19 protein-coding genes are annotated in these 24632 nt (G+C 70.7%); 17 read left to right on the top strand and 2 right to left on the bottom strand.

Features of this window, described 5'->3' with window-relative positions; translation table 11 throughout:
* Positions 1-161 precede the first annotated feature (161 nt).
* The 5 genes from B9S64_RS06555 to B9S64_RS06535 all read left to right on the top strand — a co-directional run bounded on the left by B9S64_RS06555 (position 162) and on the right by B9S64_RS06535 (position 7409).
* On the top strand, positions 162-1040 hold the full coding sequence (locus tag B9S64_RS06555; RefSeq protein ID WP_103489166.1) for an MHYT domain-containing protein: 879 nt from the start codon (positions 162-164) through the stop codon (positions 1038-1040).
* 40 nt (positions 1041-1080) lie between these two features.
* Positions 1081-3231: an excinuclease ABC subunit UvrB gene (uvrB, locus tag B9S64_RS06550; RefSeq protein WP_103489165.1), complete on the top strand. Its 2151-nt coding sequence runs from the start codon at positions 1081-1083 to the stop codon at positions 3229-3231.
* 210 nt (positions 3232-3441) lie between these two features.
* Complete coding sequence (locus B9S64_RS06545) at positions 3442-4020, top strand: TerD family protein (RefSeq protein ID WP_028440299.1); 579 nt, start codon at positions 3442-3444, stop codon at positions 4018-4020.
* A 131-nt stretch (positions 4021-4151) separates the two neighbouring features.
* Positions 4152-6146, top strand: coding sequence for a TerD family protein (locus B9S64_RS06540; RefSeq protein WP_109491991.1), 1995 nt, complete (start codon positions 4152-4154; stop codon positions 6144-6146).
* 255 nt (positions 6147-6401) lie between these two features.
* Complete coding sequence (locus B9S64_RS06535) at positions 6402-7409, top strand: TerC family protein (RefSeq protein ID WP_093526786.1); 1008 nt, start codon at positions 6402-6404, stop codon at positions 7407-7409.
* 75 nt (positions 7410-7484) lie between these two features.
* On the opposite strand, the gene B9S64_RS06530 is transcribed toward B9S64_RS06535, so the two are convergent.
* Positions 7485-8141 carry an MBL fold metallo-hydrolase gene (locus B9S64_RS06530; RefSeq protein ID WP_103490371.1) on the bottom strand — a complete coding sequence of 219 codons (657 nt, stop codon included), beginning with the start codon at positions 8139-8141 and terminating at the stop codon, positions 7485-7487.
* A 10-nt stretch (positions 8142-8151) separates the two neighbouring features.
* The gene (locus B9S64_RS06525) at positions 8152-8841 is read right to left on the bottom strand and encodes a maleylpyruvate isomerase family mycothiol-dependent enzyme (protein ID WP_103490369.1); all 690 of its coding nucleotides are present in this window, start codon (positions 8839-8841) and stop codon (positions 8152-8154) included.
* Between the two features lie 175 nt (positions 8842-9016).
* Here B9S64_RS06525 and uvrA point away from each other — a divergent pair, with 175 nt between their 5' ends.
* The 12 genes from uvrA to pgi all read left to right on the top strand — a co-directional run bounded on the left by uvrA (position 9017) and on the right by pgi (position 24630).
* Positions 9017-12049 (top strand): excinuclease ABC subunit UvrA, encoded by a 3033-nt coding sequence (uvrA, locus tag B9S64_RS06520; RefSeq protein WP_103490370.1) that lies wholly within the window; start codon positions 9017-9019, stop codon positions 12047-12049.
* 325 nt (positions 12050-12374) lie between these two features.
* On the top strand, positions 12375-12803 hold the full coding sequence (locus B9S64_RS06515) for a Rieske (2Fe-2S) protein (protein ID WP_103490368.1): 429 nt from the start codon (positions 12375-12377) through the stop codon (positions 12801-12803).
* Positions 12804-12875: 72 nt separating this feature from the next.
* Positions 12876-14951, top strand: coding sequence for an excinuclease ABC subunit UvrC (gene uvrC / locus B9S64_RS06510; RefSeq protein ID WP_103490367.1), 2076 nt, complete (start codon positions 12876-12878; stop codon positions 14949-14951).
* Complete coding sequence (gene rapZ, locus B9S64_RS06505) at positions 14948-15937, top strand: RNase adapter RapZ (RefSeq protein ID WP_103490366.1); 990 nt, start codon at positions 14948-14950, stop codon at positions 15935-15937. Before uvrC ends, rapZ begins: the two co-directional genes overlap by 4 nt.
* Positions 15934-16968 carry a uridine diphosphate-N-acetylglucosamine-binding protein YvcK gene (gene yvcK / locus B9S64_RS06500; protein WP_103490365.1) on the top strand — a complete coding sequence of 345 codons (1035 nt, stop codon included), beginning with the start codon at positions 15934-15936 and terminating at the stop codon, positions 16966-16968. Before rapZ ends, yvcK begins: the two co-directional genes overlap by 4 nt.
* Positions 16959-17948: a DNA-binding protein WhiA gene (gene whiA / locus B9S64_RS06495; RefSeq protein WP_028440309.1), complete on the top strand. Its 990-nt coding sequence runs from the start codon at positions 16959-16961 to the stop codon at positions 17946-17948. Before yvcK ends, whiA begins: the two co-directional genes overlap by 10 nt.
* A 787-nt stretch (positions 17949-18735) precedes the next feature.
* Positions 18736-19746 (top strand): type I glyceraldehyde-3-phosphate dehydrogenase, encoded by a 1011-nt coding sequence (gene gap, locus B9S64_RS06490; protein ID WP_103490364.1) that lies wholly within the window; start codon positions 18736-18738, stop codon positions 19744-19746.
* 109 nt (positions 19747-19855) lie between these two features.
* A complete protein-coding gene (locus tag B9S64_RS06485; RefSeq protein WP_103490363.1) occupies positions 19856-21067 on the top strand; it encodes a phosphoglycerate kinase in 1212 nt (403 codons plus the stop codon).
* A 6-nt stretch (positions 21068-21073) separates the two neighbouring features.
* Positions 21074-21850, top strand: coding sequence for a triose-phosphate isomerase (gene tpiA / locus B9S64_RS06480; RefSeq protein ID WP_103490362.1), 777 nt, complete (start codon positions 21074-21076; stop codon positions 21848-21850).
* 112 nt (positions 21851-21962) lie between these two features.
* A complete protein-coding gene (gene secG, locus B9S64_RS06475) occupies positions 21963-22196 on the top strand; it encodes a preprotein translocase subunit SecG (protein ID WP_028440313.1) in 234 nt (77 codons plus the stop codon).
* A gap of 157 nt (positions 22197-22353) precedes the next feature.
* Complete coding sequence (locus B9S64_RS06470) at positions 22354-22641, top strand: RNA polymerase-binding protein RbpA (protein WP_028440314.1); 288 nt, start codon at positions 22354-22356, stop codon at positions 22639-22641.
* 336 nt (positions 22642-22977) lie between these two features.
* Complete coding sequence (gene pgi, locus B9S64_RS06460; RefSeq protein ID WP_103490361.1) at positions 22978-24630, top strand: glucose-6-phosphate isomerase; 1653 nt, start codon at positions 22978-22980, stop codon at positions 24628-24630.
* Positions 24631-24632: the final 2 nt, after the last annotated feature.

Genomic DNA, 24632 nt, shown 5'->3' with positions numbered 1-24632 from the left:
ACACAGGGCGGGCCGCTGATGGCCGTCATGTGAACGGAATGTCGGGTACCGGCTCGGCGGGCGGTGCGCGGACGGATAAAATGCCGTTCTTACGTTTGCTTGCCGGGCCTCGCCCTTTAGGGTCACCCCCGAACCCGGGCCTCCGCGAAGGGCGTACCAGCATGCAGGGCACAGTCGACGGCTTCAGCTACGGCCTCGTGACACCCGTCGTGGCGTTCCTGATGGCCTGCCTCGGCGCGGCACTCGGTCTGAGCTGCACCGTGCGGTCCCTGCGCGCGCGGGGACCCGCCCGTGCGGGCTGGCTCTCCCTGGGCGCCACCTCCCTGGGCTCCGGCATCTGGACGATGCACTTCGTCGCCATGCTCGGCTTCACCGTCCAGGAGACCCCCGTCGGCTATGACCGGGTGCTCACCTTCGCCGGACTCGGCGTGGCGGTGGTGATGGCCGGTCTCGGCATCTTCGTCGTCGGCTACCGGGGCGCCACACGGATGGCCCTGGTCACGGGCGGTACCCTCACCGGTCTCGGAATGGCGTCCATGCACTACCTGGGCATGGCCGGGGTCCTCTTCGAAGGGCAGTTCGCCTACGACACGCTCACCGTCGCGCTCTCCGTCGTCATCGCCGTCGTCGCGGCGACCGCGGCGCTGTGGGCGGCCGTCTCCGTCCGCGGTTTCCTGGCCGGTCTCGGGGCGAGCCTGGTCATGAGCGCCGCGGTCAGCGGGATGCACTACACGGGGATGGCCGCGCTCCACGTGCACGTGGAGCGCGCCGCCGTCGCGGCGACCGGTGAGACCCCGTCCTCCCTGCTGCTGCCCATGCTCGTCGGACCGTGCTGCTTCCTGCTGCTCGCCGGTGTCGTGGTGGTCATCGACCCGCTGGTGGTCACGGGCGGGCGCCACCCGGACGCCCCGGGGGACCGGAACGGGGGCGGCGTTCCCCCGGGCGCTGTCCGGCCCGCCTCCCCGGCCCCCGTCCAGGGGCGGCGCGGACCCTACGAGACCGCCTCCCACGGGGGGTACCGGCCGCCGCGGAACCACTGATCCGACGCCGTTGTCAGTGGGGGGTCGTACCGTGGTGAGCATGCGGCCTGTCTCTCAGATCGAACGTTCGGTGGCGCCCTTCGAGGTCGTCAGTCCCTATCAGCCCAGCGGTGACCAGCCCGCGGCCATCGCCGAGCTGGAGCGGCGCGTCCGCGCCGGGGAGAAGGACGTCGTCCTGCTCGGCGCGACCGGCACCGGGAAGTCGGCGACGACCGCCTGGATGATCGAGAAGCTCCAGCGCCCCACCCTGGTGATGGCGCCGAACAAGACGCTCGCCGCCCAGCTGGCCAACGAGTTCCGCGAGCTCCTCCCGAACAACGCCGTCGAGTACTTCGTCTCGTACTACGACTACTACCAGCCCGAGGCGTACGTCCCGCAGTCGGACACCTACATCGAGAAGGATTCCTCGATCAACGAGGAGGTCGAGCGGCTGCGCCACTCCGCGACGAACTCCCTGCTCACCCGGCGTGACGTGGTGGTCGTCGCGTCCGTCTCCTGCATCTACGGCCTCGGTACCCCGCAGGAGTACGTGGACCGCATGGTCCAGCTCAAGGTCGGCGACGAGATCGACCGCGACCAGTTGCTGCGCCGCTTCGTCGAGATCCAGTACACGCGCAACGACCTGGCGTTCACCCGTGGCACCTTCCGGGTGCGCGGGGACACCATCGAGATCTTCCCGGTCTACGAGGAGCTCGCGGTCCGCATCGAGATGTTCGGTGACGAGATCGAGGCCCTCTCCACCCTCCACCCGCTCACCGGCGAGGTCATCAGCGAGGACCCCGCGCTCCACGTCTTCCCCGCCAGCCACTACATCGCGGGCCCCGAGCGCATGGAGAAGGCGATCGGCGGCATCGAGCGGGAGCTGGAGCAGCGCCTCGCCGAGCTGGAGAAGCAGGGCAAGATGCTGGAGGCCCAGCGGCTGCGGATGCGCACGACGTACGACATCGAGATGCTCCGGCAGATCGGCACCTGCTCCGGCGTCGAGAACTACTCGATGCACTTCGACGACCGGTCCCCGGGCACCGCGCCCAACACCCTCCTGGACTACTTCCCCGAGGACTTCCTCCTGGTCCTGGACGAGTCGCACGTCACCGTGCCCCAGATCGGCGCGATGTACGAGGGCGACGCCTCCCGTAAGCGGACCCTGGTCGACCACGGCTTCCGGCTGCCCTCCGCCCTGGACAACCGCCCGCTGAAGTGGGAGGAGTTCCTGAAGCGGATCGACCAGACGGTCTACCTCTCCGCCACCCCCGGCACGTACGAGATGTCCCGGGGCGACGGCTTCGTGGAGCAGATCATCCGTCCCACCGGGCTCGTCGACCCCGAGGTCGTCGTCAAGCCCACCGAGGGCCAGATCGACGACCTGGTGCACGAGATCCGCGAGCGCGCCGAGAAGGACGAACGCGTCCTGGTCACCACCCTCACCAAGAAGATGGCCGAGGACCTCACCGACTACTTCCTGGAGCTGGGCATCCAGGTCCGCTACCTGCACAGCGACGTCGACACGCTGCGCCGCATCGAGCTGCTGCGCGAGCTGCGCTCCGGCGAGTACGACGTCCTGGTCGGCATCAACCTGCTCCGTGAGGGCCTCGACCTGCCCGAGGTGTCCCTGGTCGCCATCCTCGACGCGGACAAGCAGGGCTTCCTGCGGTCCGGCACCTCGCTGATCCAGACCATCGGGCGCGCGGCGCGCAACGTCTCGGGCCAGGTCCACATGTACGCGGACCAGATCACCCCGGCGATGGCCCAGGCCATCGACGAGACCAACCGGCGCCGCGAGAAGCAGATCGCGTACAACACCGAACGCGGGGTCGATCCCCAGCCGCTCCGCAAGAAGATCAACGACATCGTCGCGTCCATCGCCCGCGAGGAGGTCGACACCGAACAACTGCTCGGCACCGGCTACCGCCAGACGAAGGGCGCCAAGACGCCCGTCCCCGCGCTCGGCGGGAAGGTCACCGCCGACGCCGCCGACGCGCCCCGTGGCAAGGGCAAGGGCAAGGGCAAGGGGAAGGCGGTGGTGGCCACCGACCGGCCGGCCGCCGAGCTGGCGGGGATCATCGAGGAGATGACCGACCGGATGCGCGCCGCCGCCGCCGATCTCCAGTTCGAGGTGGCCGCGCGGCTGCGTGACGAGGTGGGTGAGCTGAAGAAGGAGCTGCGGCAGATGAGGGAAGCGGGGCTGGCCTGACCGGTGGGGCCGCGGTGTCCCGGCGGGCCTTGCGATGTCCCGGTGGGCCCGCGGTGTCCCGGGCGGGGGGCCGCGGCGTCCCGGTGGGGCCCGCAGTGTTGCAGGACCGACACAAAAACGGCCTATCCCTGCTGTTCGCCTCCGTGGACTGCGTAGGGTGCGGGGAAACCGCACACCGATGGGTGCGGGGCAGCGGAGAGGGGACAGCGCGTGACGGTCAACATGACCAAGGGCCAGGCCATCAGCCTGCAGAAGAGCGACGGGGGGACCCTGACCGCGGTACGGATGGGGCTCGGATGGCAGGCGGCCCCGCGCCGCGGTCTGTTCGGATCGCGCACGCGGGAGATCGACCTGGACGCCTCGGCGGTGCTGTTCGCCGACAAGCAGCCCGTGGACGTCGTGTTCTTCCGCCACCTGACCAGCGACGACGGCTCGGTCAAGCACACCGGTGACAACCTGGTCGGCGGTGCCGGCTCCGGCGGCGACGACGAGGCGATCCTGGTCGACCTCCAGCGGGTGCCGGTCCACATCGACCAGATCGTCTTCACGGTGAACTCCTTCACCGGCCAGACGTTCCAGGAGGTGCAGAACGCCTTCTGCCGCATCGTCGACGAGACCAACGGCCAGGAGCTGGCCCGCTACACGCTGGACGGCGGCGGCCAGTACACGGCCCAGATCATGGCCAAGGTCCACCGCGTGGGCAACGGCTGGCAGATGACCGCCCTGGGCAACCCGGCCAACGGCCGGACCTTCCAGGACCTGATGCCGTCGATCCTGCCGCACCTGTAAGCGTGCGCCCGTAGGACGACGGGGCGGGGCACCGCCCCGCCCACCACCAGCACGAGCAGCTCCCGGAGGCACCCGCCGCCGGGAGCTGCGCCCATGGCAGGGCACCACGCGAACGTCGAGGGGACAGGGCGATGACGGCCGAGCTGGTCCGGGGGCAGAACCACACCTTGCCCCAGACCCGTCTGGAGATCAGGGTGTCCGCGGGCTCCCCGGTGGTGGCCGGGGCCACCCTCGGCGACGAGCACGGCACGGTCCGGGGCACCGAGTGGGTCGCCCATCCGGGCTCGCCACGGCTGCCCGGCCTGGAGGTCTCGCGGCAGGCCGCCGCCGATCACCGGCTCGCCGTGGACCTCGACGCCCTGCCCGGCGCGGTCCACCGGGTCACCGTGCTCCTGGCGCTGCCCACCGGGGCCGGCCACCCCGCCAGGTTCGGCGCGGTCGCCGCGCCGTTCGTCGCGGTCACCGGTCTCGACGGTACGGAGATCGCCACCTTCACGCTCATCGGCCTGGACACCGAGTCGGCCGTGGCCGCCCTGGAGCTCTACCGCCGCCAGGGCGCCTGGAAGGTCCGCGCGGTCGGCCAGGGGTACGCCGCCGGGCTCGCCGGAATGCTCGCCGACCAGGGACTCGACCGGGCGGCGGAGCTGGCCGCGTCGATACAGGACGCCGTCGCCTCGGGGCTCGCCCGCTCCGTCGCGCCTCCGCCGCCCCGCACCCCGGACGGCGAGCGCGTGCGCCACCCCGCGGGCCCCGCCCCGGCGCCCGCCGACCCGGCCCCGCCGAGGCCCGGCTCCGAGCCGCTGGGCGGCCCCACCACGGCCCCGGCCCCGGGTGGCACCACGGGCGCGGCGGCCCCGGGCGCCGCGGGGGCCGGCAACGCCGCCCCGGGAGCCGCGGGCGGGGGGCCGATCGACTACGCGCACCCCCGCCGACAGACCTCCGCCCCGCCCCCGCCGCCCCCCACGGCCCCGTCCGCCGCCCCGGGACAGCCCGCGCCGCCCGTGGCCGGTGACGCCACCGGCTGGTCCATGGACGAACGCCTGTACAACCAGATCTGGGGCATGTTCGAGGATCTGGCGCGCGCCGTCGCCGCGTACCGCAGCGCCGTCGACTTCGCCGAGTCCCGGATGGAGCAGGAGCTCGACCGGGCCCTGTCCGATCCGCGCCACCGCATGGGCGGCGCCGGTGACCTGGCACGCGAGCGGGCCAGGGACAAGTGCCAGGACCTCACCGCGCGGGCGCGCGAGGCCCTGGACCGCGACCTGGCACAGCTCGCCGCCGAGTCGGCCGTGGTCGAGCCCGCGCTCCCCGCCCCCTACGCGGGCTGGGACAACCCCGTCTGGCACGGCTACCGCGTGCCGATGGAGCTCCCCATGGCCCTGCGCCTGGGCGAACTGCACCTCCCCGAGCGGACGGACCTGCGCATCCCGCTGCTGGTCCGGCTGCCCCTGGAGCGCGGCGTCTGGATCGACAGCGGGCGCACGGCCTCCGAGGCGGCCGCGGCGACGGGCGGGGACCGGCTGCGCCGCCTGGCCATGGACAGCGCCGTCACCCTGGCCGCGCGGCTGCTGGCCGTCTACCCGGCGAACGAGTTCTCCGTGCACGTCATCGACCCCGCGGGCGCCGCCGCGGGCGCCCTCGCCCCGCTGACCGACGCCGGTGTCCTGGCGGCGCCGCCCGCCTCCGGTGCCGGGGGTGTGAGCGCGGTCCTCGCCCACCTCACCCGGCGCGTCGACCTGGTGCAGATGGCCGTGCGGGCAGGCGCCGCCGACTCGCTGCCGCCGGACCTGGACACGGGCGAACACCTGCTGATCGTCAACGACTTCCCCCACGGCTTCGACGACCGGGCGGTCACCCAGCTGCGCTACCTCGCCGACGAGGGCCCCGCGGTGGGCGTGCACCTGCTGATGGTGGCCGACCGCGAGGACGCCCGCGACTACGGTCCCGTCCTCGACCCGCTGTGGCGGTCCCTGCTGCGCGTCACCCCGGTCGCCGACGACCACCTCGTCGATCCGTGGGTGGGCCACGCCTGGACGTACGAGCCGTGCCGGGTGCCGGAGGGGAGCCGCGTCCTGGAACAGGTGCTCGCCCTGGTGGCCGCCGCTCGCCGGGCGGACCCTCGCTGAGCGGTCCGCCTGGCCGTAGTAACCCTCCGACCAGCCATTTTGATGAGTCTTTGCCCGACTCTTTACCTTCTCTTGGTGTTTCCTGTACTGTTCTTCAGGCGGAGGGGAGTACTCCCGATCGCGGCGTTCCCGTCAATACGGACTGTGACCGGTCCCGGGGCGCCGGCCCGGCGCGCGGCCCGCGCCCCCGGGTGGAGGAGACCTCCGGCAGCGACGACGCTGATCTATAGCCCGTAGCGAACTGCCGGAGGCGCAGTGGACGTTTCATGGACCCTCTGGGTGCTGACCATTCTCGGTCTGGTCGCCCTCATCTCCGTCGACTTCTTCATCGGGCGCAAACCCCATGACGTGTCGACCAAGGAAGCCGGTATCTGGACGGTCGTCTGGATCGCGCTGGCCGTGCTCTTCGGGCTCGGACTCCTGGTCTTCGGGGGGAGTCAGCCGTCCGGCGAGTTCTTCGCCGGCTTCATCACCGAGAAGTCGCTCAGTGTCGACAACCTCTTCGTCTTCGTCCTGATCATGGCGAAGTTCTCGGTGCCCTCCCACCTCCAGCAGCGGGTTCTGCTGGTCGGCGTGCTGATCGCCCTGGTGCTGCGGGCGGGATTCATCGCGGCCGGCGCGGCGGTCATCGCCAACTTCTCGTGGGTCTTCTACCTCTTCGGCGCGTTCCTGATCTACACCGCCTGGAAGCTGATCCAGGAGGCGCGGGCCGACGAGGAGGACGAGGAGTTCGAGGAGAACCGCCTCCTCAAGACGATCGAGCGCCGCTTCGGTGTCGCCGACCGGTACCACGGCACCAAGCTCTTCATCCGCGCCAACGGCAAGCGCGTCCTGACCCCGCTCATGGTGGTCATGCTCGCCATCGGCACCACCGATGTGCTCTTCGCGCTCGACTCCATCCCGGCGATCTTCGGACTGACCCAGGACCCGTACATCGTCTTCACCGCCAACGCCTTCGCCCTGATGGGCCTGCGGCAGCTGTACTTCCTGATCGGCGGTCTGCTGAAGAAGCTGGTGCACCTCAGCTACGGGCTCTCGGTGATCCTCGGATTCATCGGCGTCAAGCTGGTGCTGCACGCGCTGCACGAGTCCGGGGTGCACGTGCCCGAGATCTCCATCCCGTTCTCCCTCTCCGTCATCTGCGGCGTCCTGGTGGTCACCACGATCACCAGCCTGATCGCCAACAAGAAGCGGGAGGCGGCGGACGCCGAGGCCCTGGAGGCGGCCGGCGAGAAGCACGAGAACGCCGGCGCCGAGAAGTAGCGGTCGGCCGCCGCGAGGCGGTGCGGACACGGCATGGCGGCCGGGGCCCCAGGGCACCCGGCCGCCGTACGCCGTTCACCAGCCCCGTGCGCGCCACTCCGCGAGGTGGGGACGCTCGGCGCCCAGCGTGGTGTCGTGGCCGTGGCCGGGGTAGACCCAGGTCTCGTCCGGCAGAGGGGCGAAGAGCTTGGTCTCCACGTCGTGGAGCAGGCTCGCGAAGGCCGCCGGGTCCTGCCAGGTGTTGCCCACGCCGCCCGGGAAGAGGCAGTCGCCGGTGAAGAGGTGCGGGGCGCCGTGCGGGTCGTCGTAGACCAGGGTGATGGAGCCGGGGGTGTGCCCGGTCAGATGGCGGGCGGTCAGCGCGATCTCGCCCACCCGGACCGTGTCACCGTCGTCCACGAGGACGTCCGTCGGGACCGGGATGCCCTCGGCGTCGTACCGCCCGGCGAGGGTGCGCGCCCCGGTGGCCGCCACCACCTCGTCCAGCGCCTGCCAGTGGTCGCCGTGCCGGTGCGTGGTGACCACGGAGGCGATGCCGTCCGCGCCGATCAGCCGCAGCAGCGTCCCGGCCTCGGCGGCCGCGTCGATCAGCAACTGCTCGCCGGTGGCGCGGCAGCGCAGCAGATAGGCGTTGTTGTTCATCTGTCCGACGGCGACCTTGGAGATCATGAGATCTGTCAGCTCGTGCACATCCGCGGGCCCGCCGACCCTGACCGCTCCGCTGTACGTCATACGCCGCACCCTATAGCGGCGGAAGCGTGGGAAGGAGGCCGCCTTCCACGGTGAGCCCCGAGCCGTCGCGGCGTCCGCAGAGCCACCCCAGGATCTCGGTGGCCGTGCCCCGCACGACGACCGGATCGCCCTCGGCGCCCCCGCCCGTGGTCCAGATCCGGCCGTCCTCGGACACGGCGGTCGTGGCGACCACCGCGGGGTGTCCGGCGAAGCGCTCCGCCAGGAAGTCGTTCTCCCGGGACACGAACTCCTCCGGCAGGTCCTCCAGCTCGTAGCCGGTTCCCAGGTCCACGTGGTGCAGCTCGACCTCGGCGAGGCGCCGGAAGGGGATCCGCCGTGCCTGATCCGTCACACCGTTGCGCAGGGTGACCGTCCGGGACCAGTCCGCGGGCACCTCGGCCGCCGCCAGGAAGCCGGCGGAGCTTTCGCGCAGGTCGGCGACCTGCGCGTCCAGCGGCCGGGAGGCGTCCCTCTCGATGTCCGCGTCCCGGGTTTCGCTGCTCGCGTACATCGGGTGCCCACGGAGAACATTTACGATCGCGTCGGCGTTACGTGACAGGTGGGCGAGCACATGGCCACGGCTCCAGCCCGGCAGACGTGACGGTCCGCCGAGCGTGGCGTCGTCCCATGTGCCCGTGGCTCCGAGCAGCCGATCGGTCGCTTCACGTACAGCTTCCAGGTCGTGCGCATGATCGGTCATGGCCCGAGCGTAGCCCCCGGCACTCGATCGGGTGAAGGTGTCTGCGGCCGGCCGTAAATCGAATGCGCGTGCTATACGCTCGAAGTCGAAAGCTTCCTACACCGCTGTGGCGCCGCCCATAACCTGGGGCAGGGGCTCAGTTCCCCGTTTCTCTCGAAGAAAGGTGCGGACCGGCGTGGCCGACCGTCTCATCGTCCGTGGCGCGCGCGAGCACAATCTGAGGAACGTCTCGCTCGATCTCCCCCGTGACTCCCTCATCGTCTTCACCGGGCTCTCCGGATCGGGCAAGTCCTCTCTCGCGTTCGACACGATCTTCGCCGAGGGCCAGCGGCGTTACGTGGAGTCCCTCTCCTCGTACGCCCGGCAGTTCCTCGGCCAGATGGACAAGCCGGACGTGGACTTCATCGAAGGTCTGTCGCCCGCCGTCTCCATCGACCAGAAGTCGACCTCGCGCAACCCGCGCTCGACGGTCGGCACCATCACCGAGGTCTACGACTACCTCCGGCTGCTGTTTGCCCGGATCGGCAAGCCGCACTGCCCCGAGTGCGGCCGGCCCATCTCCCGCCAGTCGCCGCAGGCCATTGTGGACAAGGTGCTCCAGCTGCCCGAGGGCAGCCGGTTCCAGGTGCTCTCCCCGCTGGTGCGCGAGCGCAAGGGCGAGTTCGTCGACCTCTTCGCCGACCTCCAGACCAAGGGGTTCAGCCGGGCCCGGGTGGACGGCGCCACGATCCAGCTGTCCGAGCCGCCCAAGCTGAAGAAGCAGGAGAAGCACACCATCGAGGTGGTCGTCGACCGCCTCACGGTGAAGGACAGCGCCAAGCGCCGTCTGACCGACTCGGTCGAGACCGCGCTGGGCCTGTCCGGCGGCATGGTCGTGCTGGACTTCGTCGATCTGCCGGACGACGACCCCGAGCGTGAGCGGATGTACTCCGAGCACCTCTACTGCCCGTACGACGACCTGTCCTTCGAGGAGCTGGAGCCCCGCTCCTTCTCCTTCAACTCGCCCTTCGGCGCCTGCCCCGAGTGCACCGGCATCGGCACGCGCATGGAGGTCGATCCCGAGCTGGTCGTCCCGGACGAGGAGAAGTCCCTCGACGAGGGGGCGATCCACCCCTGGTCGCACGGACACACCAAGGAGTACTTCGGGCGCCAGATCAGCGCGCTCGCCGACGCCCTCGGATTCCGTACGGACATCCCGTGGGCCGGGCTGCCCCAGCGCGCGAAGAAGGCCCTGCTGTACGGCCACAAGATCCAGACCGAGGTCCGCTACCGCAACCGGTACGGACGCGAGCGCGCCTACACCACCCCGTCCTTCGAGGGCGCCGTCCAGTTCGTCAAGCGGCGCCACTCCGAGGCCGAGAGCGACTCCAGCAGGGAGCGCTTCGAGGGGTACATGCGCGAGGTGCCCTGCCCGTCCTGCGAGGGCACCCGGCTCAAGCCGATCGTGCTCGCGGTCACCGTGATGGAGAAGTCCATCGCCGACGTGGCCGCGATGTCGATCAGCGAGTGCGCCGAGTTCCTGGGCCGGCTCACGTTGAACGCCCGCGACAAGAAGATCGCCGAGCGGGTCCTCAAGGAGGTCAACGAGCGGCTGCGGTTCCTCATGGACGTCGGTCTCGACTACCTCTCGCTGAACCGCGCGGCCGGCACCCTGTCCGGCGGCGAGGCCCAGCGCATCCGGCTCGCCACCCAGATCGGCTCCGGACTCGTCGGCGTGCTCTACGTGCTGGACGAGCCGTCCATCGGCCTCCACCAGCGCGACAACCACCGGCTGATCGAGACCCTGGTGCGGCTCCGGGACATGGGCAACACGCTCATCGTCGTGGAGCACGACGAGGACACCATCAAGGTCGCCGACTGGGTCGTGGACATCGGCCCCGGCGCCGGCGAGCACGGCGGCAAGGTCGTCCACTCCGGTTCGCTCAAGGAACTGCTGGCCAACGAGGAGTCCCTCACCGGCCAGTACCTCGCCGGCAAGCGGTCCATCCCCGTGCCCGGCATCCGGCGCCCGGTCGACCCGAAGCGGCTGCTCACGGTGCACGGCGCCCGGGAGAACAACCTCCAGGACATCGACGTCTCGTTCCCGCTCGGCGTCCTCACGGCCGTCACCGGTGTCTCGGGCTCGGGCAAGTCGACCCTGGTCAACGACATCCTCTACACCCACCTGGCGCGCGAGCTCAACGGCGCCAAGTCGGTCCCCGGACGGCACACCCGGGTCGACGGGGACGACCTGGTCGACAAGGTCGTCCACGTCGACCAGTCGCCGATCGGCCGTACGCCGAGGTCCAACCCGGCCACCTACACCGGGGTCTTCGACCACGTCCGCAAGCTGTTCGCGGAGACCATGGAGGCGAAGGTGCGCGGTTACATGCCGGGCCGCTTCTCCTTCAACGTCAAGGGCGGCCGCTGCGAGAACTGCTCCGGCGACGGCACGATCAAGATCGAGATGAACTTCCTGCCCGATGTGTACGTCCCGTGCGAGGTCTGCCACGGAGCGCGCTACAACCGGGAGACGCTGGAGGTCCACTACAAGGGCAAGTCCATCGCCGAGGTGCTGGACATGCCGATCGAGGAGGGCCTGGACTTCTTCGAGGCCGTTCCGACGATCGCCCGCCACCTGCGCACGCTCAACGAGGTGGGCCTCGGATACGTCAGGCTCGGCCAGTCCGCGCCGACGCTCTCCGGCGGTGAGGCGCAGCGGGTGAAGCTGGCGAGCGAGCTGCAGAAGCGCTCCACGGGGCGCACGGTCTACGTCCTGGACGAGCCGACGACCGGTCTGCACTTCGAGGACATCAGCAAGCTCATCACGGTGCTCTCGGGCCTGGTGGACAAGGGCAACACGGTGATCGTCATCGAGCACAACCTCGACGTCGTCAAGACCGCCGACTGGGTCGTGGACATGGGCCCCGAGGGGGGCAACGGCGGCGGTCTGGTCGTCGCCGAGGGCACCCCGGAGGAGATCGCCTCGGTGCCGGCCAGCCACACCGGGAAGTTCCTCCAGGACGTCCTGGGCGCGGACCGGACCGGTGGTGCCACGGCGCCGTCCGCCCGTAAGCCGGCCCGGAAGGCGGCGGCCAGGAAGACGGTCGCGGCCAAGACGGTCGCGGCCAAGGCGGCACCGGCCCGTAAGCCGGCCACGGCCCGGACGAAGAAGGCGGCCGGTGACCCCCCGGCCGCGAAGAAGGCCACCCGGGCCCGCAAGGCCTGAGCCGCCCGCCCAGGCACGCTCCGGAGGCGGCCCCCTCGGTGGGGGGCCGCCTCCGGCGGTTTCCGGCGGCGGCAGGCCCGTGCCCCTTGTCGGGCCCGTCCCGCCGGCAGGCCCGTGCCCGCTGTCAGGCCCGCCCCGCGCCGCGAGGCCCCGGTCATCTCCCGCCCCCAGCCCCCGCCGGGCAAGGCCGGTGGGAGGGGCGGCGGTTCCCGCCGGTATCGTCAGGTCTGTCGCCGACGCCTCCGGGTGCGGCTGTGCCCGGTCCCCGTGGCACCGGCGCTCCCGACGCCGTCCCGGCCTCCGTCCCGCCGACCAGTGGAGAGCCATGTCCGGCCTGCCCGCCGCCCGCCGTACCGTACTGAAGGGCGCCGCTCTCGCCGGTGCCGCCGGGCTGGGAGCGGCCGCCTGCTCGACCGACTCCAAGCTCGGCCACGCCAAGAACCCGACGCCCACCGCGCCCGTGGAGCTCGGGTCCCCGGACGCGGTGCCGGTCGGCGGGGCGAAGCTCTACCGGGAGCAGCGGCTCGTCGTGAGCTGCCCGGCGAAGGGCCAGTACAAGGCATTCAGCGCTCAGTGCACCCACGCGGGCTGCGTCCTGGACAAGGTCGAGGGCAACGAGGGCAACTGCCCCTGCCACGGGAGCCGGTTCGACATGACGACGGGCGAGGCCCTGCACGGCCCGGCGACCGTACCGCTGCCCGCCGTCCCGGTGAAGGTCGAGGGCGGCAGGCTCGTGGCGGGCCCCGACGCCTGACCCGCTCGCACCGGGCCGTCGGCTCCCTCACGGGATGCCGCTGTGTCACTGCCCGCAAGTAGGGTGTAAGACATGGCAGACCCCTCCAGCTACCGCCCCAAGCCGGGACAGATCCCCGACTCCCCGGGGGTCTACAAGTTCCGTGACGAGTACCGCCGGGTGATCTACGTCGGGAAGGCGAAGAACCTGCGCCAGCGCCTGGCCAACTACTTCCAGGACCTGGCCGGCCTGCACCCGCGTACCCGCACCATGGTCACCACGGCGGCCTCCGTCGAGTGGACCGTCGTCTCCACCGAGGTCGAGGCGCTGCAACTGGAGTACTCCTGGATCAAGGAGTACGACCCCCGGTTCAACGTCAAGTACCGCGACGACAAGAGCTACCCCTACCTCGCGGTCACCCTGAACGAGGAGTTCCCGCGCGTCCAGGTCATGCGCGGCGCCAAGAAGAAGGGCGTGCGCTACTTCGGCCCGTACGGCCACGCCTGGGCCATCCGTGAGACGGTCGACCTGATGCTGCGGGTCTTCCCCGTGCGTACCTGCTCCGCCGGTGTCTTCAAGAACGCGGCCCGCAGCGGCCGCCCCTGTCTCCTGGGATACATCGGCAAGTGCTCGGCCCCCTGCGTCGGACGGGTCACCCCCCAGGAGCACCGCGACCTGGCCGAGGACTTCTGCGACTTCATGGCCGGCCGCACGGGCACGTACATCCGCCGCCTGGAGAAGGACATGACCCGGGCGGCCGAGGACATGGAGTACGAGCGGGCGGCGCGCCTGCGCGACGACGCGGAGGCGCTCCGGCGCGCCATGGAGAAGAGCGCGGTCGTCCTCGCGGACGCCACCGACGCCGACCTGATCGCCGTGGCGGAGGACGAGCTGGAGGCCGCCGTCCAGATCTTCCACGTCCGGGGCGGCCGGGTGCGCGGCCAGCGCGGCTGGGTCACCGACAAGGTGGAGGCCGTCGACACGGCGGGCCTCGTCGGGCACGCGCTCCAGCAGCTCTACGGCGAGGAGACCGGTGACTCCGTGCCCAAGGAGGTGCTCGTCCCGGCGCTCCCCGACGTCCCCGAGGCCGTCTCCCAGTGGCTCGCGGGCCGCCGCGGCTCCCAGGTGAGCCTGCGCGTCCCGCAGCGGGGCGACAAGAAGGACCTGATGGGCACGGTCCAGCGCAACGCCCAGCAGGCGCTGGCGCTGCACAAGACCAAGCGCGCCTCCGACCTCACGACCCGCTCCCGCGCGCTGGAGGAGATCGCCGAGGCCCTCGGGCTGGGCTCCGCGCCGCTGCGCGTCGAGTGCTTCGACATCTCGCACCTCCAGGGCGACGACGTCGTGGCGTCCATGGTGGTCTTCGAGGACGGCCTCGCACGCAAGAGCGAGTACCGCCGCTTCCAGATCAAGGGCTTCGAGGGCCAGGACGACGTGCGGTCGATGCACGAGGTCATCGGGCGCCGCTTCAAGCGCTACCTCCAGGAGAAGGAGCGGACGGGGGAGTGGGAGGAGATCCGCTCCCCGGCGGTCACGGGCCCCGTACCGGCCCCGGACGCCCCTCCGGCGGCCTCGCCGTCCCACTCCGGCGGCGGTTCCCCCGAGGACGGGCCCCGTGAGGACGAGTCCCGCGACGACGAGGGCCGGCCCAAGCGCTTCGCCTATCCGCCGCAGCTCGTGGTCGTCGACGGCGGGCAGCCCCAGGTGGCCGCAGCCAAACGCGCCCTGGACGAGCTGGGCATCGACGACATCGCCGTGTGCGGCCTCGCCAAGCGCCTGGAGGAGGTCTGGCTGCCGGACGAGGACGACCCCGTCGTCCTGCCCCGCTCCAGCGAGGGCCTGTACCTCCTCCAGCGGATCCGTGACGAGGCCCACCGGTTCGCCATCACCTACCAGCGCGCCAAGCGGGCCAAGCGCATCCGCAGCAGCCCCCTGGACGACGTCGCCGGGCTGGGCGAGACCCGCAAGCAGGCGCTGATCAAGCACTTCGGCTCCGTCAGGAAGCTGCGACAGGCGACGATCGACGAGATCTGCGAGGTCCCCGGGATAGGCCGCCGGACGGCGGAATCCGTGGCCGTCGCCCTCGCCGGGGCCGCACCATCCGCACCGGCCGTCAACACGGCCACAGGAGAGATCATCGATGAGGACGACGGGGGCAGTACGTCATGACCGAGCACACGCACGACCATGGTGACGAACAGGCGCGCGACCGCACCGACCGCACCGACCGAGCAGACGGAGCCGCACACGTGAGTACGGGAAGCGCCAAGGAGAAGGGCGAGAGCGCCGCGCCGGCCATCCCGGAGCTGGTGATCATCTCCGGTATGTCGGGCGCGGGACGCAGTACGGCGGCCAAGTGCCTGGAGGACCTCGGCTGGTTCGTCGTGGACAACCTGCCGCCCGCCCTGATCCCCACCATGGTCGAGCTCGGCGCCCGCTCCCAGGGCAACGTCGCCCGGATCGCCGTCGTCGTCGACGTACGCGGCCGCCGCTTCTTCGACAACCTCCGGGAGTCCCTGGCGGACCTGGAGGCCAAGCACGTCACCCGGCGGATCGTCTTCCTGGAGTCCTCCGACGACGCCCTCGTACGCCGTTTCGAATCGGTCCGCCGCCCGCACCCCCTCCAGGGCGACGGCCGCATCGTGGACGGCATCGCCGCCGAGCGCGACCTGCTGCGCGAGCTGCGCGGCGACGCCGACCTGGTCATCGACACCTCCAGCCTCAACGTGCACGAACTGCGGGCCAAGATGGACGCCCAGTTCGCCGGCGACGAGGAGCCCGAGCTGCGGGCCACGGTGATGTCGTTCGGCTTCAAGTACGGCCTGCCCGTCGACGCCGACCTCGTCGTGGACTGCCGCTTCCTGCCCAACCCGCACTGGGTCCCCGAGCTGCGCCCCTACACCGGGCTCAACGAGGAGGTGTCCGACTACGTCTTCGACCAGCCGGGCGCCAAGGAGTTCCTCAACCAGTACACCGAGCTGCTCCAGCTGATCGCCGCGGGCTACCGCCGTGAGGGCAAGCGCTACGTGACGATCGCCGTGGGCTGCACGGGCGGCAAGCACCGCTCCGTGGCCATGTCGGAGAAGCTGTCCGCACGGCTGGCGACTGAAGGCATCGAGACCGTCCTCGTCCACCGGGACATGGGGCGCGAGTGACCAGACGCCCGCTGCGGCGGCACCGGCTGAGCAGGGCCACCGCCGCCCTCTCCGGCCGCAAACGCGGCGCACAGCCCAAGGTCGTCGCCCTCGGCGGAGGCATGGGCCTGTCGGCGTCGCTCACGGCGCTGCGCCGGATCACCGGCGACCTCACCGCCGTGGTCACGGTGGCCGACGACGGCGGCTCGTCGGGCCGGCTCCGCGAGGAGCTCGGCGTGCTGCCCCCCGGCGACCTGCGCAAAGCGCTGGCCGCGCTCTGCGGGGACGACGAGTGGGGCCAGACCTGGGCCCAGGTGATCCAGCACCGCTTCGAGTCCAAGGGCGACCTGCACGAGCACGCGGTGGGCAACCTGCTCATCGTCGCCCTCTGGGAGCAGCTGGGCGACCACGTCCAGGCCCTCGACCTGGTGGGCAAGCTGCTCGGCGCCCACGGCAGGGTCCTGCCCATGTCCGCCGTACCCCTGGAGCTCCAGGCACTCGTACGCGGCCACCACCCCGACCGCCCCGACGACATAGCCACCGTGCGGGGGCAGGCGACGGTGGCGCTCACCCCCGGCGAGGTGCAGTCCGTCCACGTCGTCCCGGCCGACCCGCCGGCCGTGCCCGAAGCGGTCGCGGCGGTCCTGGACGCCGACTGGGTCGTGCTCGGCCCCGGGTCCTGGTTCTCCTCGGTGATCCCGCACCTCCTGGTCCCCGAACTCCTGGACGCCCTGGTCTCCACGAAGGCCCGCAAGGTCCTCTCGCTGAACCTCGCGCCGCAACCCGGTGAAACCGAAGGCTTCTCACCGCAGCGTCATTTGGAGGTTTTGGGACGACACGCCCCTAAACTCGCCATGGACGTGGTGCTGGCCGACGAGGCCGGCGTGCCCGACCGCGAGTCCCTCGCCGATGCCGCCGAGCGGCTCGGAGCAGCGGTCGAGCTGGCCCCTGTGGCCTCACCCGACGGCGTTCCGATTCACGATCCGGAGCTGTTGGCCGCCGCGTACGACCGTATTTTTCGGATGCATGGAAGGATCGGCCCATGGCGATGACGCCAGCGGTGAAGGACGAAGTCTCTCGGCTTCCCGTGACCCGGACCTGCTGCAGAAAAGCAGAGGTCTCGGCGATTCTTCGGTTCGCGGGCGGGCTGCACCTGGTGAGCGGCCGGATTGTGATCGAGGCGGAGCTGGACACCGCGATGGCGGCCCGTCGGCTCAAGCGGGACATCCTGGAGATCTTCGGGCACAGCTCGGAGCTGATCGTGATGGCCCCCAGCGGACTGCGCCGCGGTTCCCGCTACGTCGTACGCGTGGTGGCCGGCGGCGATCAGCTGGCCCGCCAGACCGGCCTGGTGGACGGCCGCGGCCGCCCCATCCGGGGGCTGCCGCCGCAGGTGGTCTCGGGGGCCACCTGCGACGCGGAGGCCGCCTGGCGCGGGGCCTTCCTGGCCCACGGCTCGCTCACCGAGCCCGGCCGCTCCTCCTCCCTGGAGGTGACCTGCCCCGGCCCGGAGGCGGCCCTGGCCCTGGTCGGTGCCGCCCGGAGGCTCTCCATCGCGGCCAAGGCCCGCGAGGTGCGCGGGGTGGACCGTGTCGTCGTCCGTGACGGTGACGCGATCGGCGCGCTGCTGACGCGGCTGGGCGCCCACGAGTCGGTGCTCGCCTGGGAGGAGCGCCGGATGCGGCGCGAGGTCCGGGCCACGGCCAACCGCCTCGCCAACTTCGACGACGCCAACCTCCGCCGTTCCGCACGGGCCGCGGTGGCCGCGGGGGCACGGGTGGGGCGCGCCCTGGAGATCCTGGGCGAGGAGGTCCCCGAGCACCTGGCCGCCGCCGGCCGGCTGCGCATGGAGCACAAGCAGGCGTCCCTGGAGGAGCTGGGCGCGCTCGCCGACCCGCCGCTGACCAAGGACGCGGTCGCGGGCCGGATCAGGCGCCTGCTGGCGATGGCCGACAAGCGGGCCCAGGACCTCGGCATCCCGGGCACGGAGTCGACCCTCAGCGAGGAGATGGCCGACGGTCTGGTCGGCTGAGAGCGGGCCGTGCCGACGCCCCGGGGCCCCTCCGGCACCTCACCGGGGCGGGCCCGGGGCTTCCCCCTGCCCGGGGCCGGTCCTGGCCCGGGCCCACACCCGGACCCGGCCCCGGACCCGAACCGGAACTCCGGCAAGCCGAAAAGACGTCCGGGCGTGGCCGGAATGCGGGGGCGGGTCTTCGGGGCGGAGTGCGGGCCCCGGACATTCCCGCTCCCGCACCGCCGGGCCGATTTCGAAATCGGCGCGCGGGCTCATTCCGTATCGGCTGAGGGACGCCGCGCCCAATCGAGCGGACGGCGATCCGCAGTTCGCCGTCACCGGCACCCGAAAGTGTGCCGGGGACGGTATTTCCATCGATTGAGTGCCGCTCCGCACAATTGAGCGGAAGGATGTCGCCGGGTCATCGTCGGTGTGCGTCAGGCATGTTCGCGGGAGGCGTTTTCCGGCCGGGGCGTGTTCGCGGATCTCCGGAACTGATCGGGCGTCAGTTACTTCAGGTGATCAGAGGATCGGAGTCGGGCCTGCCCTGCCGTTCCGTGACAAGGGGCCCTGCTCCGGAGGGTGTTGACGCTCGGTGACCACGCGGTGTTCGATGGTCGTCTCCCGGGGTAGGCGGGACCGGAGTATCCGTGCCTCTACCCGGGAGTACGGATATCCCCCTTCGCACCGGCCCGCTCGATGTCACCCAAAAGCCTTCGGAGAGGTAGGGTCGGAGGCGGTCGGGGACATCCCTATAAAACTCGCCGGTATCTCATACCGGCGTACCTGACGAGGAGATCGGTTCGTGACGATCCGCGTAGGCATCAACGGCTTTGGCCGCATCGGTCGCAACTACTTCCGTGCGCTGCTGGAGCAGGGTGCGGACATCGAGATCGTGGCTGTCAACGACCTGGGTGACACCGCGACCACGGCCCACCTGCTGAAGTACGACACCATCCTGGGTCGTCTCAAGGCAGAGGTCAGCCACACCGCCGACACCATCACCGTCGACGGCCACACCATCAAGGTGCTCTCCGAGCGCAACCCGGCCGACATCCCCTGGGGTGAGCTGGGTGTCGACGTCGTCATCGAGTCGACCGGCATCTTCACCAAGAAGGCCGACGCCGAGAAGCACATCACCGGTGGCGCCAAGAAGGTTCTCATCTCGGCTCCGGCCAAGGACGAGGACATCACCATCGTGATGGGCGTCAACCAGGACAAGTACGACGCGGCCAACCACCACGTCATCTCCAACGCCTCCTGCACCACCAACTGTGTGGCGCCGATGGCCAAGGTCCTCGACGAGAACTTCGGCATCGTCAAGGGTCTGATGACGACGGTCCACGCGTACACGAACGACCAGCGCATCCTGGACTTCCCGCACTCGGACCTGCGCCGCGCCCGCGCCGCCGCCGAGAACATCATCCCGACCACGACCGGTGCCGCCAAGGCGACCGCTCTGGTCCTGCCGCAGCTCAAGGGCAAGCTCGACGGCATCGCGATGCGCGTGCCGGTCCCCACGGGCTCCGCCACCGACCTGGTCGTGACGCTGCAGCGTGAGGTCACCAAGGACGAGGTCAACGCCGCGTTCAAGAAGGCCGCCGACGACGGCGACCTCAAGGGCTTCCTCACCTACACCGAGGACCCGATCGTGTCCTCGGACATCGTGGGCGACCCGTCCTCCTGCACCTTCGACTCCTCCCTGACCATGGTCCAGGAGGGGAACTCGGTGAAGATCCTCGGCTGGTACGACAACGAGTGGGGCTACTCCAACCGCCTCGTCGACCTGACCGTCTTCGTCGGCGGCCAGCTCTGATCCTAGGATCGGCAGGCATCTCGATGTGAGCAACGGGCTCGGGCGGCGCGATGAGGCGCCGCCCGAGCCCCTTGCATGCTTCCGTCCTTCCAAGGAGTTACCGCAACAGATGAAGACGATCGACGAACTTCTCGCCGAAGGGGTCGCGGGCAAGCGGGTATTCGTCCGTGCCGACCTCAACGTGCCGCTGGACGGCACCACGATCACCGACGACGGCCGCATCCGCGCCGTCGTGCCGACGGTCGCCCGGCTCGCCGAAGCCGGCGCACGGGTCGTCGTCGCCTCGCACCTCGGCCGCCCCAAGGGCGCCCCGGACCCGGCCTTCTCGCTCGCCCCCGCCGCCGCCCGTCTCGGTGAACTGCTCGGCGCCGACGTCGCGTTCGCCACCGACACCGTCGGCGAGTCGGCCCGCGCCACCGTCGCCGCCCTCACCGACGGCCAGGTCGCCGTCGTCGAGAACCTGCGCTTCAACGCCGGTGAGACCTCCAAGGACGACGCCGAACGCGGGGCCTTCGCCGACCAGCTCGCCCAGCTCGCGGACGTCTACGTCGGGGACGGCTTCGGCGCCGTCCACCGCAAGCACGCCTCGGTGTACGACCTCCCGGCCCGCCTGCCGCACGCGGCCGGCTATCTGATCGCCACCGAGGTCGGCGTCCTGAAGAAGCTGACCGAGGACGTCGCGCGCCCCTACGCCGTGGTTCTCGGCGGCGCCAAGGTGTCCGACAAGCTCGGGGTCATCGACCACCTGCTGGAGAAGGCCGACCGGATCCTGATCGGCGGCGGCATGGCGTACACCTTCCTCAAGGCCCAGGGCCACGAGGTCGGCATCTCGCTGCTCCAGGAGGACCAGGTCCCCGCCGTCCAGGGATACCTCAAGCGGGCCGAGGAGCTCGGTGTGGAGTTCGTCCTCCCCGTCGACGTCCTGGTCGCCGGAGAGTTCCCGGACCTGAAGACCAAGGCCCCGGCCCACCCCGCCACGGTCGCCGCCGACGCCATCCCGGCCGACCAGGAGGGCCTGGACATCGGCCCCGAGACCTGCGCCCTGTACGCGTCGAAGCTCGCCGACGCGGCCACCGTCTTCTGGAACGGCCCGATGGGTGTCTTCGAGCACCCCGACTACGCCGGGGGCACCAGGGCGGTCGCCCAGGCGCTCGCCGGATCCGAGGCCTTCAGCGTGGTCGGCGGCGGGGACTCCGCGGCCGCCGTCCGCATCCTGGGCTTCGACGAGAACGCGTTCGGACACATCTCGACCGGTGGCGGCGCCAGCCTCGAATACCTCGAGGGCAAGACGCTTCCCGGCCTCGCCGCACTGGAGGACTGACCTTTCATGACCACCCGCACCCCGCTGATGGCGGGCAACTGGAAGATGAACCTCAACCACCTCGAGGCCATCGCCCACGTACAGAAGCTCGCCTTCGCCCTGGCCGACAAGGACTACGAGGCCGTCGAGGTCGCCGTCCTGCCGCCCTTCACCGACCTGCGCACCGTGCAGACCCTGGTCGACGGCGACAAGCTGAAGATCAAGTACGGCGCCCAGGACGTCTCGGCCCACGACTCCGGCGCGTACACCGGTGAGATCTCCGGCCCGATGCTCGCCAAGCTGAAGTGCACCTACGTCGCCGTGGGGCACAGCGAGCGCCGCCAGTACCACGGCGAGACCGACGAGATCTGCAACGCCAAGGTCAAGGCGGCCTACCGGCACGGGCTGACCCCGATCCTCTGCGTCGGTGAGGGACTGGACGTCCGCAAGGCCGGTGACCAGGTCGCCCACACCCTCGCGCAGCTCGACGGCGGCCTCGAGGACGTCCCGGCCGAGCAGGCCGAGTCCGTCGTGATCGCCTACGAGCCGGTCTGGGCCATCGGTACCGGCGAGGTCGCCACCCCCGAGGACGCCCAGGAGGTCTGCGGCGCGATCCGCGGCCGGCTCGCGGAGCTGTACTCCCAGGAGCTCGCGGACGCCGTCCGCATCCAGTACGGCGGCTCGGTGAAGTCCGGCAACGTGGCCGCCATCATGGCGCAGCCCGATGTGGACGGCGCGCTGATCGGGGGCGCCGCACTGGACGCCGACGAGTTCGTCAAGATCGTCCGCTTCCGCGACCAGTGAGTATGCCCTGACGCCGATCCGTCGTACCCTTGCGGGGGCCAGGGGGGTCATACCCCCGGCCCCCGCTGTTCGTAGTCGCAGTCCCGAGAATTCCGGAAAGTAGGAGCCAGCCGTGATTTTGGCGTTCGAGATCGCCCTGATCGTCTTCAGCCTGCTGCTGATGCTGCTGGTGCTGATGCACAAGGGCAAGGGCGGCGGCCTCTCCGACATGTTCGGTGGCGGAATGCAGTCCTCCGTGGGTGGCTCCTCCGTCGCCGAGCGGAACCTCGACCGCATCACCGTCGTGATCGGCCTGCTCTGGTTCGCGTGCATCGTCGTCCTCGGTCTGCTCATCAAGCTGGACTGACCGGGCGTCCACGATTCCCGGTAACGGTGTAACTCCTTTCACTGGACGCGCGTTGGGCCTTACGTAGACTGGGGCAACCTCGAGCACCATCACGCAGGGAGTTACGACCGTGGCAAGTGGCAACGCGATCCGGGGAAGCCGGGTCGGAGCCGGGCCGATGGGGGAGGCCGAGCGGGGCGAGTCAGCGCCCCGCCTCCGCATCTCCTTCTGGTGCTCGAACGGGCACGAGACCCAGCCCAGCTTCGCCCATGACGCGCAGGTGCCGGAGACCTGGGACTGCCCGCGCTGCGGATTCCCGGCCGGACAGGACCAGGACAACCCCCCGGACCCCCCGCGCACCGAGCCGTACAAGACGCACCTGGCGTACGTGCGCGAGCGGCGCAGCGACGCGGACGGCGAGGCGATCCTCGCCGAGGCCCTCGCCAAACTGCGCGGCGAGATCTAGGGCGGGTTTCGAAAGTCCCGCCTGGCCCGCGACGCCCGGCACGCACGCTCGCCGCGTTGTCGGAGTCGCCCCAGTACGTCCAGTACGAGGGCGATCCTCCGCCTTGCGATCGCACGCACCGGACGCCGCGGGCCCCGCCCTCCGGGCGGACGGCGCCACTTTCGAAACACACCCCAGCTCCTCCTCTTCACCGGCCGGTTACCCCTCGGGTGGCCGGCCGGAAGCGGTATGCCGCCCACCGGCCCCGTGATCGCCCCGCCGCACCCCTCTGATCAATTAGGTTGGAGGGGCAGCGGGGCATGTTGCAGGTACGAGAAGAAGTGGGCGAATTCCCGGATGAACGCACAAGGCCGAACCAAGCTCAACCAGACGCCCGAGTGGGAGGCTCTCGCCGAGCACCGCGAGGCGTTCGGGCGGACACATCTGCGGCAGCTGTTCGCGGACGCGCCGGAGCGCGGGAGCGCGTACACCCTCACGGTCGGCGACCTCCACGTCGACTACTCCAAGCACCTGGTCACCGACGAGACCCTGCGCCTGCTGCGCGGTCTCGCCGACGCCACCGGCGTCGCCGGACTGCGGGACGCCATGTTCCGCGGCGAGAAGATCAACACCACCGAGGACCGCGCCGTACTGCACACCGCGCTCCGCGCCCCCCGGGACGCCGTGATCGAGGTGGACGGCGAGAACGTGGTACCGGCCGTGCACGCCGTCCTCGACAAGATGGCCGCCTTCTCCGAGCGCGTCCGGGCGGGCGGGTGGACCGGCCACACCGGCCGGCCGATCAAGAACATCGTGAACATCGGCATCGGCGGCTCCGACCTCGGCCCCGCCATGGCCTACGAGGTGCTGCGCTCCTTCACGGACCGCTCGCTGACCGTCCGCTTCGTCTCCAACGTCGACGGCGCCGACCTGCACGAGGCCGTGCGCGACCTGGACCCGGCCGAGACGCTGTTCGTCGTCGCGTCCAAGACCTTCACGACGATCGAGACCATCACCAACGCCACCTCCGCCCGCGACTGGCTCCTCACCGAACTGAAGGCCGGTCAGGAAGCCGTCGCCCGGCACTTCGTGGCCCTGTCGACCAACGCGGAGAAGGTCGCGGACTTCGGTATCGACACGGCCAACATGTTCGAGTTCTGGGACTGGGTCGGCGGACGCTACTCCTACGACTCGGCGATCGGCCTCTCGCTGATGATCGCCATCGGCCCGGAGCGGTTCCGGGAGATGCTGGACGGCTTCCACCTCGTGGACGAGCACTTCCGTACCGCCCCCGCCGAGGAGAACGTCCCGCTGCTGCTGGGCCTCCTGGGCATCTGGTACGGCCAGTTCTTCGACGCCCAGTCGCACGCGGTGCTGCCCTACAGCCACTACCTGTCCAAGTTCACCGCGTACCTCCAGCAGTTGGACATGGAGTCCAACGGCAAGTCCGTGGACCGCGACGGCGCACCGGTCGAGTGGCAGACCGGCCCGGTCGTCTGGGGCACCCCCGGCACCAACGGCCAGCACGCCTACTACCAGCTGATCCACCAGGGCACCAAGACCGTCCCGGCCGACTTCATCGGCTTCGCGTCCCCGGTCCACGACCTGCTGCCCGGCCTCATCGCCCAGCACGACCTGCTGATGGCCAACTTCTTCGCGCAGACCCAGGCGCTCGCCTTCGGCAAGACCCCCGACGAGGTACGGGCCGAGGGCGTCCCCGAGGAACTGGTGCCCCACAAGACGTTCCGGGGCAACCACCCGACGACCACCATCCTCGCCGACCGGCTCACCCCGTCCGTGCTCGGCCAGCTCATCGCGCTGTACGAGCACAAGGTCTTCGTCCAGGGCGCCGTCTGGAACATCGACTCCTTCGACCAGTGGGGCGTCGAACTCGGCAAGGTCCTCGCCAAGAAGATCGAACCGGTCCTGACGGAGGGCACCGGCGGGGAGAACCTGGACAGCTCCACCTCCCACCTCGTGGAGACCTATCGCAGCCTGCGCGGACGCTGACC

It is taken from the genome of Streptomyces sp. SM18, assembly GCF_002910775.2.
Lineage (GTDB): Bacteria > Actinomycetota > Actinomycetes > Streptomycetales > Streptomycetaceae > Streptomyces > Streptomyces halstedii.
The sequence above is the reverse complement of the archived record's forward strand: the minus strand, read 5'-3'. Positions and strand labels throughout refer to the sequence as shown.

What these genes read in the sequence shown, in the direction of transcription:
- B9S64_RS06555 (WP_103489166.1), top strand. Translation starts at nt 162, where the DNA reads ATGCAGGGCACAGTCGACGGCTTCAGCTACGGCCTCGTGACACCCGTC.
- uvrB (WP_103489165.1), top strand. Translation starts at nt 1,081, where the DNA reads ATGCGGCCTGTCTCTCAGATCGAACGTTCGGTGGCGCCCTTCGAGGTC.
- B9S64_RS06540 (WP_109491991.1), top strand. Translation starts at nt 4,152, where the DNA reads ATGACGGCCGAGCTGGTCCGGGGGCAGAACCACACCTTGCCCCAGACC.
- B9S64_RS06530 (WP_103490371.1), bottom strand. Translation starts at nt 8,141, where the DNA reads ATGACGTACAGCGGAGCGGTCAGGGTCGGCGGGCCCGCGGATGTGCAC.
- B9S64_RS06525 (WP_103490369.1), bottom strand. Translation starts at nt 8,841, where the DNA reads ATGACCGATCATGCGCACGACCTGGAAGCTGTACGTGAAGCGACCGAT.
- B9S64_RS06515 (WP_103490368.1), top strand. Translation starts at nt 12,375, where the DNA reads ATGTCCGGCCTGCCCGCCGCCCGCCGTACCGTACTGAAGGGCGCCGCT.
- uvrC (WP_103490367.1), top strand. Translation starts at nt 12,876, where the DNA reads ATGGCAGACCCCTCCAGCTACCGCCCCAAGCCGGGACAGATCCCCGAC.
- rapZ (WP_103490366.1), top strand. Translation starts at nt 14,948, where the DNA reads ATGACCGAGCACACGCACGACCATGGTGACGAACAGGCGCGCGACCGC.
- whiA (WP_028440309.1), top strand. Translation starts at nt 16,959, where the DNA reads ATGGCGATGACGCCAGCGGTGAAGGACGAAGTCTCTCGGCTTCCCGTG.
- B9S64_RS06485 (WP_103490363.1), top strand. Translation starts at nt 19,856, where the DNA reads ATGAAGACGATCGACGAACTTCTCGCCGAAGGGGTCGCGGGCAAGCGG.
- tpiA (WP_103490362.1), top strand. Translation starts at nt 21,074, where the DNA reads ATGACCACCCGCACCCCGCTGATGGCGGGCAACTGGAAGATGAACCTC.
- B9S64_RS06470 (WP_028440314.1), top strand. Translation starts at nt 22,354, where the DNA reads ATGGGGGAGGCCGAGCGGGGCGAGTCAGCGCCCCGCCTCCGCATCTCC.
- pgi (WP_103490361.1), top strand. Translation starts at nt 22,978, where the DNA reads ATGAACGCACAAGGCCGAACCAAGCTCAACCAGACGCCCGAGTGGGAG.